Below are 18461 nucleotides of genomic sequence, written 5' to 3'. Positions count from 1 at the left end.
TGCCGAGTGGTGGGGCGAAGCGTTTTGCTTACTTTTGCGCTCTTCAAAAGTGAGCCGCCGTAAGGGCGGAACCCATAGCCGCCGTGACCGCAGGAACGGATATGTACTCGTTCTGATCCAACATCCTGGTCGGCTGTCAGGTCGCCATCGGGGGCAAGCCCCCTCCCACAGTTCAATCGCGGAGCATCAGTCGGATAGTCGTCGGCTCTAGAGCAGTCGCCCCCTCGCCACAGGTTCAGGGTCATGCCAACGTTGTGTAGATACCGATGGCCGTCGCGGGCAAGCCTGTACCGTTTTTTAGGCCTGACGTGAAAGCACCGCCGCTGCGCTTTTTTCTTCTGAGCCCACATCGTGCAGCGAGATCCTCGACGTCTCCGGCAACGCCAACCCGCCTGCCAGTGCCAACAAGGCCACCGCAATCAGATAAAACGCCGGTGACAGGTTGCTGCCCGTGGTGCTGATCAACCACGTCGCCATCAGCGGCGCGGTGCCGCCGAAGATCGTATAGGCCATGTTGTAGGTGATCGCCGAAGCGGTATATCGCGTCCGAGTCGGAAAGGTCTCCGAGAGCAACGCGGCCGTGACCACTCCACACAACACCGCACCCACCGCGAGCAGCATCACCCCCACAATCGATGCTGCGAACGAACCGGAACTGGCCATCAGGAACGACGGATACACCACCACCATCAGCAACACGCAGGCCGTCATCACCGTGACCCGACGCCCGACCCGGTCCGAATACAGCCCCGCCAGCGGGCAGATCGCCGCGGCGAAAATCAGCGCGATCAGCGACACCAGTAGTGCCACCGCCCGACTCAGTCCGCCCGCCACTTGCAGGTACGTCGCAAAGTAGGTGGTGAACATATAAAACGACAGCGCCGTCAGCGACACAAACGCGCCCAGGCAGCAGATCGCCGCACCGTGGTTGCGCAAGGTTTCCTTGAGTGGAGAGTGGGCAACCGCGTGTTCCTGCTTGACGGCTTGAAAGGCAGGCGTCTCATCCAGTTTCCAACGCAGATACAGCCCCACCAGACCCAGTGGTGCGGCGATCAGGAACGGCAGGCGCCAGCCCCAGCTGCCCATCGCCTCGGCGGACAACGACGCTTCCAGGGCATACGCCACCACCGCGGCGGCGGCGAACGCGGAGAACGTCGACACCGGCACGAAACTGCCATACCAGGCGCGTTTGTCGCTCGGCGCATGCTCCATCAGATAGGCGCAGGCACCGGCGTATTCGCCCCCGGCGGAGAAACCCTGGGCGCAGCGGATCAGCGACAACAAAATCGGCGCTGCGACGCCGATGGCGGCATAAGTGGGCAACAGGCCAATCAAGGTGGTCGCGCCGGCCATCAGCAAAATCGTCATCGCCAGGGTGCGCTTGCGGCCGATGCGGTCGCCCAGCATGCCGAAGAAAATCCCGCCCAGCGGCCGAAACGCAAAGGCCACGGCAAACACGGCAAACGTCTTGAGCAGCGCCGCGCTGGCGTCCCCACTGGGGAAAAATTGTTGGGCGATGGTAGTGGCGAGGAAACCGTAGACGGCGAAGTCAAACCACTCGACGAAGTTACCGATACCGGCGGCGATGATGACCTTTCTCAGGGTTTGGGGGCTGACCTGTTCGGTGGATGAGCTCGTCATGGGTGAAGGCCTCGGGATGCGCAGGGGGATGCCTGATTATCCGAGGCGGTGGGCGGGCGGCGGGGTTCAAAAGAGGCCTCCGCGTAGTCAGCAGCGACTTTTTCGCGCTGGGGCCAGCACGCTTCAGGCCTTGGCGGAACGCTGGGCGGACTTGCGATACGTCAGCAGCACAATCCCCGTCACCACGATAACGCCGCCGGCCACCTGCCCGGCGCTGAGCATTTGATCGAGCACGAGCCAGCCCATCAGCAACGTCGCCAGCGGCTCAATGTTCATGACCGGCGCATTGCGCGGCATATCCAGGCGCGGTACCGACATGAACAGCACGATAAAACCGGTGCCATAGAGCACCACCAATGTCGCCAGTGCCAGCCAGCCGGTCAGCGACGCTGGCGGGTTAAGGCCGTCGGCAAGCGCGCCACTCCAGCCCGCAAGGTTCACGCTGCTGAACACAATGAAGATCGTCAGCAGGCTGCGCACTGAACCCCGTACCTGGGACAACTTGTGATCGGTGATCCACAGCGCGCAAGCGAACACGAAGGCGGCGCAGAGGGCGAGGGTTACGCCCAGCAGCCATTGCGGGCCGATGTCGGCGTCGGCCGAGAGCCGAGTCGGCACATCCAGCACAAACACCAATCCCACCAGAATCAACCCCATCAGCAACGCGGTGCGCGCCGTCGGGCGTGGGCCGCCTAATGCCCAGGTCAGCAGCGCCAGCAAAATCGGGAAAACGTTAGCCACCAGCAGCGCCAGCGCGACGGGTACGCGGGCCACGGCGGAGTACAGGCACAGGCTTTGAGCGGTAATGAGCAGGCCCAACAGCAATTGCCAACGCCATGCCCCCGAAGGCAGGCGCACACTCTGGCGTTGCCAGAGCACCAGCGCGCCCAACACCAACAACGTACCGCCGGAGCGCAGCAAAATCGCCAACAGAACACCGGCCCCGTCATCGAAAGCCACGCGAGCGGCGATGTGGTTGCCGGCGAAAGCGCAGCCCATGCACAGCAGGATCATTACGGCGACGTGGCGGGGAAAAAGGGTGGGGGCAGGGGGGGTCATGGTAAGGGCTCTGACAAGGGTAGCCATCCTCGGGAATGGCGATTTATTTTTATGGTTGTCGTACAACCATGTTGTGGGTTTGTAGCGCGTTTCAGGCGAGTGGGCAAGCGAGGTTTTACGGAATGCCCAGCGTATGGGGTTTGTAGGGTGGTGCAGGATGTCCAGATGACTTCGCTGCGGGGTGGGTATAGACAGCGTTCGGCAGATTTAGCGTGGGTTGTATGATGTTTAGGGCGTGGCTGAACGACTGAAGTGGCTCAGCCAAGAACCTGTGGATCGGTTTTGAGTGATATTCGCAGGGGCGGCTTTGGTCAGACGCGGTCACTCGCGACCGACTGCAATATTTTAGATCACTTTTCTTCTAATTCTCCTAACGATTCGCTCGTCTGAGGAATAACCACCCCCGTTAACTATTTAGAATGTGAGCGATGATGGGTAAGCGTATAGAGATCTGCATATTTATGTTTGCTGTTAGCATGCTGTCAATTTCCGCAAGTGCGGACTGCTCTTTTGTTAGCAGTAAAGGGGTTGATAACTTTGCTTATAAAGTATCAAAAGAGAATTGTAGTCTTATAGGCTTTAACGGCGAGAGCGTGGTGACTATCCATGTTGAATATCCTGCCATGAAGTTGGTTAGCTATAAACATAAGGCTGACAATGTCGTGACATTGAGGATATCACCAATCAATGTTCCACCCTTTGATATAAATCGCTCTTATTTTGATATGGAAGTCATAGGCTCGGTAGATGGGGTGGACTTATTAAAGGATAACGAGGCAACCTACAGGCGAGTCGGTAGCGATGGGACGAATGCATACATTGTCAAGTGGCAAGCCATTTTTGTGGGCAGAAGAGCTTACAAAGATAAATTGATGGTTCAATATACATTCAATCACAAACTCTCAGATATTAAAGGCGTCGATGAGTTTGTTCTAAGCTTCTTAAATACTTTTATGGCTGATTAGTTTGAGACTAAAGACATGGTACAGCTTCCACTCTCGAATGCTGACATTGCCTTTTTAAAAGGCAGGCTATCTGTATACGATTACGCAGGTGGTTACCACTACCTATACGATCTAGTCCAAAAAGCCATTCCCAATGAAAAAGACGAAATTGCGAGAGAACAACTATTAATGACCGCGAATCGGCTCATCTCAGCCAAGTCCATAAATAACGTGGACGGTACTTGGGTGAGTGAGATGGTTTTGCACTCCATGAAATTTGCTGTTGAGCAGTCCGGGAGGGACTTTACTGGCGCAATGTATAAAAAACGTGTCTGCTTATGGGGGGCGCTGAAAAAACAATCAGCCGGTTATTCTTCTTGGACACAAACGAGCGCTGCACCTCTGATAAGGACATTACAATGACCATCGATACCCGCGAAATCTGCATTCAGTCGCCACGCCTTAGTATTGAGCCATTCTGCGAGAAAGACGCTGTTGAATCGTTCGCTTGTATAACTGCCTCGTTGACTCGCTACATGTCGTGGGAGCCACCTGCTTCTCTTGATGAGTATGCAAAAGTCTGGCGGCAGTGGCTGCTTTCAATCGCAGATGGCAGCGACTTTGTGTTCGCAATCAGACAACTCGAAGATGCTCGTTTTACTGGCCTGGTAGGGTTGCACGATACCCACGGTGAAACACCGGAGTTGGGTATCTGGATTCGTGAAGATAGACACGGGTTAGGCTTTGGAGGTGAAGCGGTCCAAGCGGTTGTTCAGTGGGCCAGCCAGAGAGTGGTAGCAAATAATTTCATCTACCCGGTCGCGACGGACAACCATGCAAGTCGACGTATTGCCGAGGTGCTGGGTGGGGTAATCCTCGAGATGCGCACATCAGCCAAGTACGACTCGGTTGTTTACCAAATACCAACGGTTTAATCACCTTTATCGAACCCCTCGACTGACTGCTTCTGGGTGGAAGCGGCGTGTCCGGACGGTTATCAAAGAAACCTATGCGGACCATCAACATACCGTCCAGGCCCGCTAGGGAACTGCAACTTAGCGGCTATCTCACGGATGAAAGCGCCGCCCCAACGCATCGAGCCGCACTGCAATGGGCGGCAGTTGCTCGCTGCTCCTGGCCAGCATTTCCACATCGTCTGCGGTGCTTTGGGCGATGCCCTGCACCGACTGCAACCGCCCGACAATTTCCAGGTTTGCTGAGCTCTGTTCCCGCGAGGTGGTGACGATTCGTCCGTTCAGCGCATCGATCTGGCTGATGTCATTGCCCACGGCCCTTAGCATGTCCACCGCGACCTGGCTGTCTTCCACGCAGCGCTCTACGCCTTGGCGGCTGTCGTGCATGGCTTCGACGGCTTCGCGGCTGCCTTGCTGCAAGCTTTCGATGATGGTTTTGATTTCCTGGGTGGACACGGCGGTACGTTGCGCCAGGCTGCGTACTTCGTCGGCGACGACGGCGAAGCCGCGGCCTTGTTCGCCGGCGCGGGCGGCTTCGATGGCGGCGTTGAGGGCGAGGAGGTTGGTCTGGTTGGCGATGCTGCTGATGACTTCGAGCACCGAGCCGATCTGTTCGGCCTGCACGGCCAGGCCTTGGACGGTCTGGTGGGTGCCGCTGAGGCGCGTGGCCAGTTGGGTGATTTCGTGTTGGGCGCGGCCGACGCTTTGCTGACCGCGCAGGATTTGCTGGCTGGCGACGCCGGCGTGTTCTACGGCTTCCTCGACGTGCACCGTAATGTTGCCCATGGCGTGTTCCATGCGCTCCATGGAGTCGGTCATTTGCGCAATTTCGGCGAGTTGGTGGCGCGCACCTTTCTCCAGGGTGCCGCTGGCGTGGGCCAGTTCCTGGCCGAGTTGGCCGAGGCCGTGGGAGTCGCGGGCGACCCCGTCGATGAGGCCGGTGATCTGGTGCAGGAAGTGGTCGAAGCGCTTGGCCAGGGAGACGTGCGCCTTGCCTTCGCCTTGGGCGGTTTCCACGGTGAATTGGGTGGTGACGGCGAGCATTTTTTCGAGCATTTCCTGGCTCTCGACGGCTTCAGCCTGGCTGTGCACGGCGAGGTAGAGCAAGGCGACGGTTTCCATCACCACGTAGAAGGCATGTACAAACACCATGGTCCAGCCGCCATGGTGTTCCATTACGAATACCGGGAAACCTTGATGCTGCAAAGCATGGAAGACCACGTGGTGCACGGCGATGGTGAGTGCGGCCACCAGGATCGGCAGCCAGTCGCGGTAGAACGTCAGCACCGCCAGCAGGGCGAAAATCCCGAAGTGGGATTCGATCACGCCCTGGGCCTGGTTGATGTGCAGTGCGGCCATGACCATCAGGCCCGCGCCCAGCGCACAACGCATCACACGGGTGCCGCCGAGGGCGCGGTAGAGCGCGGTGAGCACCACACTGGTGCCGCCACCGATGACGATTGCCTGGATCAGGGTGTCGTGCCAGAACGCCAGGCCTACGGAGAACAGTGTCATCAGCCAGATCAGCGCCAGCATGATGCGGTCGGCCTTGCGGTAGTGCTCCAGGAAACGCGCGCGTAAAGGCATTCACTCTTACTCCATGTGGTCTAGCCAGGAACAAAGCATGCGGCGTGCCATTAAGGCGCGCGGGTACAGAGCAAAGCAGGTATCAGGATTTTTGCAGGATGGGGGTGCCAAAAGGCTTATCGGCAATTGCGGTGGAGACTTTAAGCGCCACAACCAGAGGAAAGGCTGCCCGAGCGGGCAGCCGCAAGGAAGGATCAGAAGCTGTACTTGGCCGTCAGCATCATGTTGCGCGGGTTGCCGTACGAGTCGCCGCCGTAGCTCACGGAGTTGGCAATCGACGAGTAATAGCTGCGGTCGAAGATGTTGTTGGCGTTGAGCTGCAGGTCCAGATGGTCGTTGACCTTGTAGCCGGCCATCAGGTCGGTGACCGCGTAGGCGCCTTGTTGCAGGCGGTAGGTGCTGCCGTCAGCCAGCTTGATGTCGTTGTACATGCGGCTCTGCCAGGAGATGTTGCCGCCTACGCGGAATTTTTCCAGCGGGCCCTGGAGGTTGTAGCGGGTGGTCAGCTTGAACAGGTGCTCCGGGGTGTCGGTGTCGTACTGCTTGTTGACCTTCTCCGGGCTGGCTTCATCCTTGATGGTGTGGGTCCGTGCGTAGGTGTAGCCACCGCCGACCTGCCAGTTGTCGGTCAGGGCACCTTGCAGCTCGAAGTCGATACCCTGGCTGCGGATCTCGCCGGACGCTTCATAGCACTCGGTCTGCGGGCAGTTCTGCACGGTCACTTGGCTGGCACGGTTTTCCTGGTCGACACGGAACAGCGCGACGCTCGCATTCAGCGCGCCGTCCAGGTATTCGCCCTTGACGCCGACCTCGTAGTTCTTGCCGACGATTGGCTTGACCGGCGTGCCGGAAATGTCCTTGGCGCTCTGCGGCGTGAAGATGTCGCTGTAGCTGACGTAGACCGAGTGATGGTCGTCCAGCTCGTAGATCAGGCCCGCGTAACGCGTCAGGTTGCGGGTGACCTTATAGTCGCCGCTGTTGCTGCCATGGGCATCGTAGTCGTACCAGTCCAGGCGCCGCCGAGGATCAGCTTCAGCGGGTCCGCCAAGCTCAGGCGGGTGGTGACGTAGACACCGTCCTGGGTGGTGATTTCGCGGGTGTCGGAGGTGTGTACGAAGTCCGGTTTGCCCGCATTGAGGGGCCAATTGGTGTCGTACGGGCTGTAGTCGTGGCTGGTCATGTCGTAGATGCGGCGGCTGGCGCCCACGACCAGCTCATGAGTGCGCCCGAGTGCCTGGAACGGGCCGCTGACAAACGCGTCGACGCCGGCCTGGTTCTCGTCGTAGGCGGCCTGGTAGACGGTTCGTCCCAGCGACTTGTCGGCAGCCCAACGCGATTGATAAGAGCCGGAGAACAACGCCTTCTGCTCGGCATAGTTGGCGTTGACTTGCAGCTTCCAGTCGTTGGCCAGGTTCTGGCGCAGTTCGGCGAAGACCGTGTTGATCTCCTGGTCCTTGTTTTCCCAGTCGGTGCCGGGGTTGTAGGAGCGGGGCAGGTCGAGGTGATGGCCGTCCTGGCCGATCATCGAGGAGCCCCAGAAGTAGTTGGTCTTGTCCTTCTGGTTCGAATAACCGAGGGTCAGGGTGGTGTTTTCGCCCAGGTCCGCTTCGGTAACGGCATAGAACAGGCCGTGATATTCCTCGGCGTTGTCGATAAAGCTGTTGGCGTCGCGGTAGGAAGTGACGACGCGACCGCGCCAGGTGCCGCTGTCATTGAGCGGGCTGGAGGCGTCGAGTTCGCCACGGTAGTCGTCCCAGCTGCCGGCGGCGCCGGTGAGGGTGACTTTCTGTTCATCCAGTGGGCGTTTGCGGATCAGGTTGATGGCGGCCGATGGGTTGCCCGCGCCGGTCACCAGGCCGGTGGCGCCGCGCACCACTTCAACGCGGTCGAACATCGCCAGGTTTGGCTGCGCCCCCACTGAAACGCCGTTGTAGCCGCTCGGAATGCCGTCGTACATCAGGTTGTCGATGTCGAAACCGCGTGAGGTGTAGGACTGCCGACCAGGGCCATTGGAGTAGTTCAGGAACAGCCCTGGCGTGGCGTTGACCACGTCGTTGATGCTGGTCATCGCCTGGTCATCCATGCGCTGGCGCGTAATCACGGTGACGGCTTGTGGCGTTTCACGCAGGGTGAGGGGCAGTTTGGTCGCGGTCTTCATTGCGCCAGTGGTGTAGGACTGCGTGCCCTCGGTGGTTTCGCCCAACTGCTGTTCGCCGGAGATTTGGGTGGCGCCCAGTTCCAGCGTGGTTGCCGGGGCTTCGGCGGCGAGGGCGTGCGAGGTGGCCAGGCAGACCGCCAACGCAATCAAACTGGGTGTAAAACCTTTACCGCCGGATGGGTGAACAGACATGGAACGGACTCTCCCCTACGTGCCGTCCCTGGCGAATAATAAAAGTGTTGATAATTATTCGCATCAGTGTGCCAGATTGATTCTGTAGGAAAAAGCCTTTGGGGAGAATTAGTTAACGAATTTTTCACATGTGCGCGGCAGGCGATTAGCCATCACTTGCCGCTGTTGAACACTTTTGTACCGGGCTCAATCGCGCTTCCCAATCGCCACCCGGCTCGTCGCTTTTACCTCGCGCAGCGCCAGGCTCGACTGGATCGACGCAATCCCCAACTGCCGTCTCAACACGCTTTCGACAAACTCGCTGTAGCTGTCCAGATCTTGCGCCAACACCTGCAACAGGTAATCGGCATCCCCGGTGATCTTGTGACACGACAGCACCTCCGGCAGCTCCTTGATCACCGCTTCAAAGGCGTCCGGTGCGTGGTCGGTGTGGATGGCAAAGCGCACATGCACAAACGCCATGATGTCCAGGCCGAGCAGCTTGCGGTCCAGGTTGGCCTGGTAGTCCTTGATCACGCCTTCTTCTTCCAGGCGCTTGCGGCGACGCCAGCAGGGCGTAAGGCTCAGTGAGAGGCGCTCGCTGAGTTGGGCGTTGGAAATGCTCGCGTCTTCCTGCAGCAAGGCGAGGATGGCGAGATCGGTGTCATCAAGAACGACCTGCTTGGTTTTATTTTTCATATCTATTCGTGCCTGGGGTAAAAACGCCCGATAAAACTACCAGTGCCAGAAGTAAAAGCAAAGAAAGTCTCGAACTGCCAGAACAAAATAGAGCCTGTCTTTCACTGGCGGATATCTACACATGTTGACTGTTTTCAGCGATGCCCACCGTTTGCACCATGGCACCGAATTGAAGGACGGCGTACTCAAGCCATCGTTCGAGCAACCGAGCCGCGCCGACACCGTACGTGACCGCGTCCAGTACGTCGGGCTAGGCGATATCATTGCGCCGCGCACCTTTGATCGAGCTTGTTACGTCAATGCCCACAGCGAGCGCTACGTGGCGTTTCTCGAAAGCGCCTGGGCGGAATGGACGGCCATCGGCCGCAGCCATGACGCGTTGCCGCTGGTGTGGCCGGTGCGGGACCTGGCTAACCAGCAGGTACCGGACTTCATCGACGGCAAGCTGGGCTTCTTTGCCATGGACGCCGGTTCGCCGATCACCGCCACCACCTGGAACGCGGTCAAGACCAGCGCAGACATCGCGCTCACCGGCCTGGCGCTGATCAACGAAGGCCACTACAGCGCCTTCGCCCTGTGCCGGCCACCCGGTCACCACGCGGCCCGCGAGTACATGGGCGGTTATTGCTACCTCAACAACGCCGCGATTGCCGCGCAACAGGCCATCACTCAGGGCGCCAAGCGCGTCGCGGTACTGGATGTGGATTTCCATCACGGCAACGGCACGCAGAATATTTTCTACGACCGCCCGGATGTGTTGTTCATCTCCCTGCACGGTGAACCGGCGGTGTCCTATCCGTACTTTTCCGGCGCCAGCAGCGAGCGTGGCGTCGGTGCCGGGGAGGGCTTCAACCTGAATTATCCGTTGCCGAAAAACACCACCTGGGATCGCTACAACACCGCGCTGATCGATGCGTGCCAGCAACTAAAACACTTCGCCCCTGACGTGCTGGTGATTTCCCTCGGTGTCGACACCTTCAAGGACGACCCCATCAGCCACTTCCTGCTCGACAGCGACGACTTCCTCGGCATGGGCGAGATCATCGCCAGCGTGGGCGTGCCGACGCTGTTCGTGATGGAAGGCGGCTACATGGTCGATGAGATCGGCATCAATGCCGTCAACGTGTTGCACGGTTTCGAAAGCAAAACCGCCTGATAACCACGACCGCTCCACTTTTCTTCTGCCAAAACTCAAAAACATAACAAGAGGTTTTGTGATGAAAACAACCACGCCCGGGCTGTGTGAAAAGCCTGCGTTGCAACGTACCCTGAGCAACCGCCATATCCAGCTGATGGCCATGGGCGGAGCGATCGGCACCGGCCTGTTCATGGGCTCCGGCAAGATCATCGCGCTGTCCGGCACCTCGATCATCCTGATCTACATGATCATCGGCCTCTTCGTGTATTTCGTGATGCGCGCCATGGGTGAACTGCTGCTGTCCAACCTCAACTTCAAGAGTTTTGCCGACTTTGCCGGCGCGTACCTGGGGCCGCGCGCGGCGTTCTTTCTCGGCTGGTCGTACTGGCTGAGCTGGAGCGTGGCGGTGGTCGGGGACGCGGTGGTGGTCGGCGGGTTTTTCCAGTACTGGTTCCCGGATGTGCCGGCGTGGATACCGGCCGTGGGCATGCTATTGACGCTGTTTGCGTTGAATGTGCTGACGGTCAGGCTGTTCGGCGAAGTGGAATTCTGGTTTGCGATCATCAAGATTATCGCCGTGGTCACCCTGATTGGGGTGAGCGTGGTGCTGATCGCCAGTTCGTTTGTTTCGCCCACCGGGGTCACGGCGTCGTTGAGTCACTTGCTGGACCAGCAGGCGGCATTCCCCAATGGCCTGTTCGGCTTTTTTGCCGGGTTCCAGATGGCGATCTTTTCCTTTGCCGGCACCGAACTGATCGGCACCGCAGCCGCCGAAACCCGCGCACCGGAGAAGACCTTGCCCAAGGCGATCAACTCGATTCCGCTGCGGATCATCCTGTTTTACGTGCTGGCATTGGCCTGCATCATTGCGGTGACGTCGTGGCACCAGGTGTCGCCGAGCAAAAGCCCGTTCGTTGAGTTGTTCCTGGTGGCGGGGTTTCCGGCAGCGGCGGGGATCGTCAATTTCGTGGTGCTTACCTCGGCGGCGTCCTCGGCCAACAGCGGGGTGTTTTCCGCCAGCCGGATGCTGTTCGGCTTGTCTGATCTAGGCGACGCGCCGGGTATCTTCCGGCGGTTGTCGAGCAGCAGCGTGCCATTTATCAGTCTGGCCTTTACCACGCTGTTGATGTTGCTGGGCCTGGTCTTGCTGTTTGCAGTGCCGGAGGTGATGACCGCCTTCACCATCGTGTCGACGGTCTCCGCGATCCTGGTGATTTTTACCTGGTCGACGATTCTTGCGTCCTACATCGCCTACCGTAAAAAACGCCCGGATCTGCACGCCAAGTCCACCTACAAGATGCCCGGCGGCGTGCCGATGGCGTGGTTCTCCCTGGGCTTCCTTGCATTCGTGCTCTGTCTGCTGGCGTTGCGGCCAGACACCCGCCTGGCCCTGTGTGTGATGCCGGTGTGGTTTGTCTGGCTGGCGATTGCCTACCAGATCAGAACTCCATTCTCAGGCCAACCGTTCCTCGGCGGCCGTTGAAAGTGTTGCTGTCCAGGTTACGGTCGTAGCCCGCCTCACCGTACACGCTGACGCCCTCGGCCACCTTCAGCGTGGCACCGACACTCAGGTCCAGGGTGGTGGACTTCTGCTCGGTGTCGATGTCGGTGGCATCGGCAAAGGTCACGGTGTTTTGCCCGGCGCTGTTATGCCAGACGTTGGCCCTGACATAAGGCTGCAACGGCATGCCACGCACCTGGTAGTCGCCCCGCAGGCGGATCCCCAGGCGCGTGGTGAGGTTGGTGTCGGCGTCGTAGGACACATCGGAAATCCCGTCGTTCTGGCTATCGAGTTTGGTCTTGCTGACGATCACTTGGGCCTGGGGTTCCGCGACCCAGTTGGTCGTGATCGGGATCGGCCAGCCGAGTTCGGCAGAGGCCGTAACGTTGCGCCCACGGGTTTTCATCTTCACGCCCCGGTCAGACTCGTTGTTGCCATTGAAGCGCGTGCCCATCAACACCAGGTCCAGATAGGCCTGGTTGGCGCCGATCAGCGTCCAGTAGACCCCCAGGCTATCGCCGCGCAAGGTGGTCTTGCCCGCGGCCTTGTCCTCCCAGCCACCGTTGAAGCCTTTGACGTTGCCCTTGAGACGGCTGTGGCCGACGAAGAACCCGGCGCGCTGTTGGCCGTTGCCCAACGGGCTGGCGTACACATCAGTGCCCACCTGGAAGCCTGTCACCGAGCTGTCCAGCGTCGGGCTCACGGTACCGGCGAAACTCTGGCGACTGCTGGTGCCATAAACCCGGCCCCAGCCTGCGGCCAATGCGCCGGTTTGCTGTTGCTGGCTCTGGTCACCCATCCGCTGATGAAACGTGCCGAGCATGCCTTGCACCAGTTGCTGGGCGGCGGGAAACAATGCGGCGTAGATCGGCACTTCCGGACGATAGATCGGAATCGGCGTCACCCCGGGGTTGGGTGGCAGCGGCGGTTCATCAGGCACGGGCACCGGCAATGGCACGACAATCACCGGGTCCGGTGGCGTCACTGGGATCGTCGAGCGCAGGTAGTAGTTGTCTGCGGTACCGGCGGTGACGCCGCCCTTGAACAGGTAGTAATCGAACGCGCCGGCAGATACCGGTGCGCCGAGGGTAAAGGCGGTGCCGCTGCCGGTGGCCCCGTTGAGTGCCTGTACCACCTGGATGCCATCTTGCAGCGTCGCTGCACCGGCGCCGCCGAGGTTGGTCACGTGGATGCTCGTACTGCCCTGGATAGAGCCCTGGCTGATCACCAGTTTGTCGCTGGGCGAGCCGTCGCCGCCCAACACACTTTGCAGCGCGAGTTGGCCGCCGCTGGCGTTGTAGTTGCCGTTGACCGTCAGGGTGTCGCTGGTGCTGGAGCTTGCGGTGGTCATGTCGATCAGGCCGCTGTTGTTCAGGGTCACCATTCGGTCTGTGATAAACGGGCTGATGATCCCTGTGCTGACCCGTAACACGCTGCTGCCGTGCAGGTTCAGGGTGCCGGTGCCGGTACCGCTATCACCGAGGATGACGGTGCCGCCCAAGTCAAGACTGGCACGGTTATCCAGGTTCACAACTTCCCAATTCACATACCGTTCGGGTGTACCGAGTTGGCTGTTATCCAAGGTCAGCGTATCGGTACCCAGGCCGCCGTCCACGCGGGGTGTGGGGAGCACGACGGCCTCTGTCAGGTTGGCCAGCAATGCAGCGTCGCTATCGTCACCCATCAGCACCGCCGAGCGAATTTGCCCGCCGCCATTCCACTCAAATTGATCAGCCCCCGCACTGGCACGGATTTCCCCCTGGACGGTGCCGCCGGTCACTGTAATGTTGTCGACACCGCCACTGACGCTGATATTGCCGCCAATAAAACTGTTTCCTGAGACCCGGATGTCATCGTTGCCAAACCCTGTGACCAAGTTGCCGAGGATCCTGCCCCCACGCATATCAAACACGTTGTCGTCGAGCTTCATGTCGACCCGCCCGATAGTGCCCCCTGTCATCAATGCGTGGTCGCCATCCTCGAAGGCCCCGGTGATGGTGCCCGCACTCATGGTGAAGGTATCGAGCCCGTCCCCTTGGGCCAGCGACGCGATTGTCCCGCCGCTCATGGCGAAGCTGTCTATTCCGGCGCCCTGGCTGATGCTCAGCGCTTGCCCGCCACTGATCTGGACGATATCGGCTCCGGCACCCTGATTCACCGCAGACTGGACCCCGCCTTGAAAGAGCCGGAAGATATTCGCGCCATCGCCCATGTTGACGCCCCCGGCGCCAATCACGGCATCCGGCGTATTGAGCTCAATCAAGTCGTTCCCGGCACCGTAGGTCACGCCCGTCACACTGCCGTTACCGGTGGAAAAGATCAGGCTGTTATTGCCTTGGGTGTCCACTAAGTTGCCGGCGGCGCCACTGTTGCAGTTGATCACGTCATCCCCTGGCGTGATTGTCAACGTGCAGGCCTGCGCGCTATCAGGCCAGGCGGCCAACCAGGACGCTGCAGCAATGGCCACGCTCAGGCAGGCCAGTGGGGGAAGTCGTTTGCTCATGATCCATCCTCGCTCAATGCGATCTATCTTCACGGTGCCTGAGGGCAGGCACGGTTAAAGACCATGGCAACAACGAACGCGATACGGACCAGGGACGACGGCTTACCTGAATCTGAAAACACCGGCCAATGCAAAGGGTTGGCATGGCTTTCTCGACTGCACCTGAACCTGTGCAGCGCTTTTTGCACCTTAGACGGACATCTCTGGTGGCGCTACTGTGAGAAATAACAGGTACAGACGAGTGAGCGGCTCACGCGAACACGATCTCGTAAGGCTCGCGCATGCGTTCCAACAGCACCTGTGCCAGTGTCGGCGCCAGCCCGATCAGCGGGTCACCCACTAGCTGGCTCGCATAGGCATGGGTCGCGTGGAGTTTGCGCGCCACGCTCCAGGTGTCCAGCCGCACCTTGCGCGCCCGCTGCCAGGGGATGATCGCGCCGTCACGCGCAGGCCAGTGCCAGGCCCAGATCGGCAGCTCATACAACTGCGCACCTACCAGATTGCAGGCCTTGGCACTGGCGCGACCGACCGCGTCGTGGTCGGGGTTGCCGTCGTTGCGCCAGGTGGTGAACACCACATCCCCCGCTTGCAGGTAACGGGCGATGAATTGGCTCAGTTGCGGTTCACGGGACGCCAGGGCGTTGTCGCAAAACCCGCCGCGAATCCACTTCAGGCTGTGCATGGGCATACCCAGGCGACGCAGTGCTTCGGCACTTTCCTGGGGCCGCACCACGCTCAAGCGGCTGGCCGGCCACACATGCGAGCCGGGATGGCTGGCGCTGCCGTCGGTGATGGAGATCAGTTGCAGAGGATATTCAAGGGTGCTGAGCAGTTGCAGCATACCGCCGCAGGCCAGCACTTCATCGCCGGGATGGGGGGCGATGACCACCACACGTGCACCGGCGGGGACCAGCGAGGTTGCCGAGATAGGGGCGATTTGCGCCAGCTGCGGGGCGCTGTTCCAGATTTGCGCGGGGCCGCGACGGCCCTCACTGAGAGAGGCAGGCTTCATGAGAATTACATCCTTGTCGATTGATGCTGGGTCGTGCCCCGTTGACGGGACGACTCTATTTATTCACCACAGACTCCGCCGTGGTGGGTGCGTGGTCATTCAACCCTGAATGACCAGCAAGGCGTCTTCAGCATAGACAAGGATTCGCCGCTTTTACATTTTGCAATATGGAATTTTTCACGACGCGTGCGTCAGGCTCTTCAAATAATCGCCAAACCCACCCTGGGCGCGGGCGTCCAGGCGCGCACTGGTAATCACTTGGGGCGAGTGGCTCCAGGCGATCGAGGCACCACAGCGTTCCAGGCTGCGTACCAGTTGCACGTCCTCATGGCAGGGCAGCGGTTCAAAGCCACCGGCGCGAATGTAAGCACCTGCGCTGACCCCAAGGTTGGCGCCGTGGATATGCCGATGCCCGTCCCGCGCCTGGTAGCCCTGGAGGTAACGGATCTGCGCGGCCGGGTCGAAGTCTTCGCTCCAGGCATCCACCGTCACCGTGCCGCATACCGCATCGGCGTTCAACGCCAGTTGCGCCACCAGCCAGTCCGGTGCGACGCGGCTGTCGGCGTCGGTACAGGAGATCCAGCGTGCACCCTGGTTGAGCAAGTGCCGCGCACCGACGCCGCGCACATGCCCCACATTGCGCGCCTGTACTTCCAGATGCTGCACCGGGTAGGCCCGGGCGATCGCTGCGCTACCATCGCTGCAGCTGTCGAGCACCAGCAGGATCTGCACCGCTTCGCCCTGCAGGCCGGGGTGGCAGGCCGCGATCAGTGCAGCGTCCAGGCACTCGGCCAACAGGGTTTCTTCGTTATGCACCGGGATCAGAACGCCGATCATCGCAAGCCCTCATGGCGAGCGACCGAGATGCCATCGCGGCACCACAGGTCGAGAAGAAAATCCTGTTCGTGGTAGCTGGCGATGCGCGGCATGGCCAGTCGTTGGTGGAGCAGGGCGTGTACCTGCTCGGCCGTCTGCGGGCAGCCTTCGATTGGCATGCGCCAGTGGCACGCCAGCAGTTGGCCGTCGTCGGTCAGGCTTGCGAGCGCGTGGTCGATCACGCGGCCCAGATCGTCGGTGTCCAGGTAGTAACACAGCTCGCTGAGCACGATCAGCTCGAACCGTTCCGTCGGCCATTGTTCCGGCAGGCGGCTTTGCTGCACCTCGGCATGGGGGAACCCCAATAAACGGCTGCGCGCCAGACTGACCGCGGCTGCGGCGGTGTCACAGCACAGCAGGCGATCACAGCGCGGGGCCAATTCGAAACTCAGTTCGCCATTGGCGCAGCCCGGCTCAAAGATGGCGGCGTAGCGCGGCCGTGTCAGTACGGCCAGGGTCAGCGCACGTTTGCGTCGTTCATACCAGCGTTGACGAAACGCCCAGGGGTCGTCGTTTTCGGCGAACAGTTGGTCGAAATAAGGCGTGGCCACACTCATACGAATACCACTTCAAAGGGTTGCAGCAGGCGCTCCACCACATAAGGTGCCAGCACCGGGGCCAGGCCGATCTGCGGGTCACCTTCCAACTGGCTGGCGAAGGCATGGATGGCGTGACGCTTGCGGGCCACGGTCTCGCAGGACAGGGGGATTTTGCGCGCTCGGTGCCACGGCACCTGGCTGTCTTCGGGGGTTGCCCAGTGCCAGGTCCACACCGGCAATTCATACAGCGTCGCGCCCACTGCCTGGGCTGCCTTGGCACTGGCGCGGCCGACGGCTTCGTGGTCGCAGTGGCCGTCTTCGCGCCAGGTGGTGAACACCACATCCGTGGGCTTGAGGTAGCGCTGGATAAACGCGCTCAGTTCATCTTCGCGCATGGCCACGTTGCTGTCGCTGAACCCGGCGCGCAACCACTTCAGGCTGTGCAACGGCAATCCCAGTCGATGCAGGGCCTGCGCCGATTCCTGAGGCCGCACCACGCTCAGGCGCTCCACCGGCCAGCGCCGGGAGCCGGGGTGGCTGGCGCTGCCGTCGGTCACCGAAATCAGCTGTATGGGGCGGCCGAGTGCAGCCAGACCTTGCAGCAACCCGCCGCAACCCAACACTTCATCATCCGGATGGGGCGCGATGATCACGGCGCGATGGCCCTCAGGCACCAGTTGTTCGACGCTGATCTGCGGTAACTCGGCCATCCGTGGCGACGTCTGCCAGCGATGCAGCGGCGTGCCTTGGCCGACAATCGGGTTGGGTTTCATAATTGCCACCTCCCTGTGGGGTCGCTGGCGACCAGTTCACCGAGCCCGGCCAGGTCACGTTCGGCGTGACTCTGGCGCAGGTACACCGGCAAATCCGCCATCAGTTGTGCAAAGTGCGGGTCCTTGCAATAAGGCCCGGCACCGACGGCACGGCCCACGTGGTGCATCACTTGTGTGACCGTGTCCTCGATGCAGGCCCGCGTCTGCTGGGCCAGGGCGCGGGCATCGGCCTTGGGCTCCCGGTCGATGTGCTCGGCGCTGGCGCGCAGTACGCAGGCGGCCGCGTTCAACGCACTGTCGACGGCGCCCAAGTGGGCGAGGGCATGGGGCTCCGGGCGCTTGGCGCATTGTTCACGCAACACCTGCGCCAGGCGTTGGGCGCCGCCATACCAGCACGCCGCAATCCCTATCCCGCCTTGCCAGAAGCCGGGACGGCTGAGGTAGTCACCCGGATGGCCGACCGCAATTGCGGCGGCCTCCGTGAACAGCACTTCGACACTGCCCGTAGCGGCCATGCCGACCGCATGCCAGCCTTCATCGGTCACCGTGACACCCGGCATGCGCATCTCTACCGCCACCAATTGCTGGCGATCTTCCTCGTCCCACGCCGTCAGCAACCCATGGCTGACCACTGCCGCGCCGGAACACCAGGCTTTGCGACCGTCGACGATCAGTCGATGGCCGTCGCGCCGCACGCGCACTTTGGCACTCGGCGGTTCGGCGGCCCACATGCCCCACGTGCTGCCCAGGGGCGGCAGGGGGCTGTCCAGCTCGGCAATGATCGCCAGCGCGTCGGTGTGGCCCTCGAATAACTTGCACAGGCGCAGGTCATGCCCGGCCACCTGGGCCAGGCGGCTGAAGCGTGCCAACGTCTGGCCGCTGCCGG

Annotated in this window: 15 protein-coding genes and 1 pseudogene; 5 read left to right on the top strand and 11 right to left on the bottom strand. The window is 60.7% G+C overall.

The window, feature by feature from the left end; genetic code table 11:
* Window positions 1-297: 297 nt before the first annotated feature.
* Both IQK56_RS20680 and IQK56_RS20675 read right to left on the bottom strand, forming a co-directional pair.
* Window positions 298-1641, bottom strand: coding sequence for an MFS transporter (locus IQK56_RS20680; RefSeq protein ID WP_150761302.1), 1344 nt, complete (start codon window positions 1639-1641; stop codon window positions 298-300).
* Window positions 1642-1764: 123 nt separating this feature from the next.
* Complete coding sequence (locus IQK56_RS20675) at window positions 1765-2700, bottom strand: EamA family transporter (protein ID WP_193863055.1); 936 nt, start codon at window positions 2698-2700, stop codon at window positions 1765-1767.
* A 431-nt stretch (window positions 2701-3131) separates the two neighbouring features.
* Between IQK56_RS20675 and IQK56_RS20670 the strand changes: the two genes are divergently transcribed.
* Genes IQK56_RS20670 through IQK56_RS20660 form a run of 3 tightly spaced genes read left to right on the top strand, consistent with a single transcriptional unit; the run spans window position 3132 to window position 4579 of the window.
* Window positions 3132-3665, top strand: a complete 534-nt coding sequence (locus tag IQK56_RS20670) for a hypothetical protein (protein ID WP_193863053.1) — start codon at window positions 3132-3134, stop codon at window positions 3663-3665.
* 15 nt (window positions 3666-3680) lie between these two features.
* Window positions 3681-4067, top strand: a complete 387-nt coding sequence (locus IQK56_RS20665; protein WP_193863051.1) for a hypothetical protein — start codon at window positions 3681-3683, stop codon at window positions 4065-4067.
* Window positions 4064-4579, top strand: a complete 516-nt coding sequence (locus IQK56_RS20660; RefSeq protein WP_122305060.1) for a GNAT family N-acetyltransferase — start codon at window positions 4064-4066, stop codon at window positions 4577-4579. The genes IQK56_RS20665 and IQK56_RS20660 overlap by 4 nt, the downstream gene beginning before the upstream one ends.
* Window positions 4580-4711: 132 nt before the next feature.
* Here the strand turns inward: IQK56_RS20660 and IQK56_RS31910 are convergent, their stop codons facing one another.
* The 3 genes and pseudogenes from IQK56_RS31910 to IQK56_RS20645 all read right to left on the bottom strand — a co-directional run bounded on the left by IQK56_RS31910 (window position 4712) and on the right by IQK56_RS20645 (window position 9233).
* The gene (locus tag IQK56_RS31910; protein WP_246500259.1) at window positions 4712-5404 is read right to left on the bottom strand and encodes a methyl-accepting chemotaxis protein; all 693 of its coding nucleotides are present in this window, start codon (window positions 5402-5404) and stop codon (window positions 4712-4714) included.
* Window positions 5405-6399: 995 nt separating this feature from the next.
* Window positions 6400-8555: pseudogene (locus IQK56_RS20650) on the bottom strand (TonB-dependent siderophore receptor).
* 186 nt (window positions 8556-8741) lie between these two features.
* Window positions 8742-9233 (bottom strand): Lrp/AsnC family transcriptional regulator, encoded by a 492-nt coding sequence (locus tag IQK56_RS20645; protein ID WP_122305057.1) that lies wholly within the window; start codon window positions 9231-9233, stop codon window positions 8742-8744.
* Window positions 9234-9354: 121 nt separating this feature from the next.
* Here IQK56_RS20645 and IQK56_RS20640 point away from each other — a divergent pair, with 121 nt between their 5' ends.
* Both IQK56_RS20640 and IQK56_RS20635 read left to right on the top strand, forming a co-directional pair.
* Entirely contained in the window at window positions 9355-10389 is a 1035-nt protein-coding gene (locus tag IQK56_RS20640) for a histone deacetylase family protein (protein WP_150676976.1), read from the top strand.
* Between the two features lie 61 nt (window positions 10390-10450).
* Window positions 10451-11854: an amino acid permease gene (locus IQK56_RS20635; RefSeq protein WP_193901809.1), complete on the top strand. Its 1404-nt coding sequence runs from the start codon at window positions 10451-10453 to the stop codon at window positions 11852-11854.
* Here IQK56_RS20635 and IQK56_RS20630 read toward each other — a convergent pair.
* The 6 genes from IQK56_RS20630 to IQK56_RS20605 form a co-directional block, all read right to left on the bottom strand.
* Window positions 11811-14375 (bottom strand): autotransporter family protein, encoded by a 2565-nt coding sequence (locus IQK56_RS20630; RefSeq protein WP_193863045.1) that lies wholly within the window; start codon window positions 14373-14375, stop codon window positions 11811-11813. The genes IQK56_RS20635 and IQK56_RS20630 overlap by 44 nt on opposite strands.
* A 250-nt stretch (window positions 14376-14625) precedes the next feature.
* Window positions 14626-15387 (bottom strand): PIG-L deacetylase family protein, encoded by a 762-nt coding sequence (locus IQK56_RS20625; RefSeq protein WP_193863044.1) that lies wholly within the window; start codon window positions 15385-15387, stop codon window positions 14626-14628.
* Between the two features lie 177 nt (window positions 15388-15564).
* Window positions 15565-16224 (bottom strand): glycosyltransferase family 2 protein, encoded by a 660-nt coding sequence (locus tag IQK56_RS20620; RefSeq protein WP_150761310.1) that lies wholly within the window; start codon window positions 16222-16224, stop codon window positions 15565-15567.
* Window positions 16221-16820 carry an SAM-dependent methyltransferase gene (locus IQK56_RS20615; RefSeq protein ID WP_150761311.1) on the bottom strand — a complete coding sequence of 200 codons (600 nt, stop codon included), beginning with the start codon at window positions 16818-16820 and terminating at the stop codon, window positions 16221-16223. Before IQK56_RS20615 ends, IQK56_RS20620 begins: the two co-directional genes overlap by 4 nt.
* A complete protein-coding gene (locus IQK56_RS20610; protein WP_122305050.1) occupies window positions 16817-17575 on the bottom strand; it encodes a PIG-L deacetylase family protein in 759 nt (252 codons plus the stop codon). The genes IQK56_RS20615 and IQK56_RS20610 overlap by 4 nt, the downstream gene beginning before the upstream one ends.
* A partial coding sequence (locus IQK56_RS20605) for an acyl-CoA dehydrogenase family protein (RefSeq protein ID WP_193901808.1) occupies window positions 17572-18461 on the bottom strand: 890 nt, incomplete at its 5' end. The genes IQK56_RS20605 and IQK56_RS20610, both read right to left, overlap by 4 nt.

Origin of the sequence: Pseudomonas cyclaminis, from assembly GCF_015163715.1 — a bacterium.
Lineage (GTDB): Bacteria > Pseudomonadota > Gammaproteobacteria > Pseudomonadales > Pseudomonadaceae > Aquipseudomonas > Aquipseudomonas cyclaminis.
Note: the sequence above shows the minus strand (reverse complement) of the source record. Positions and strands in the feature narration are given on the sequence as shown.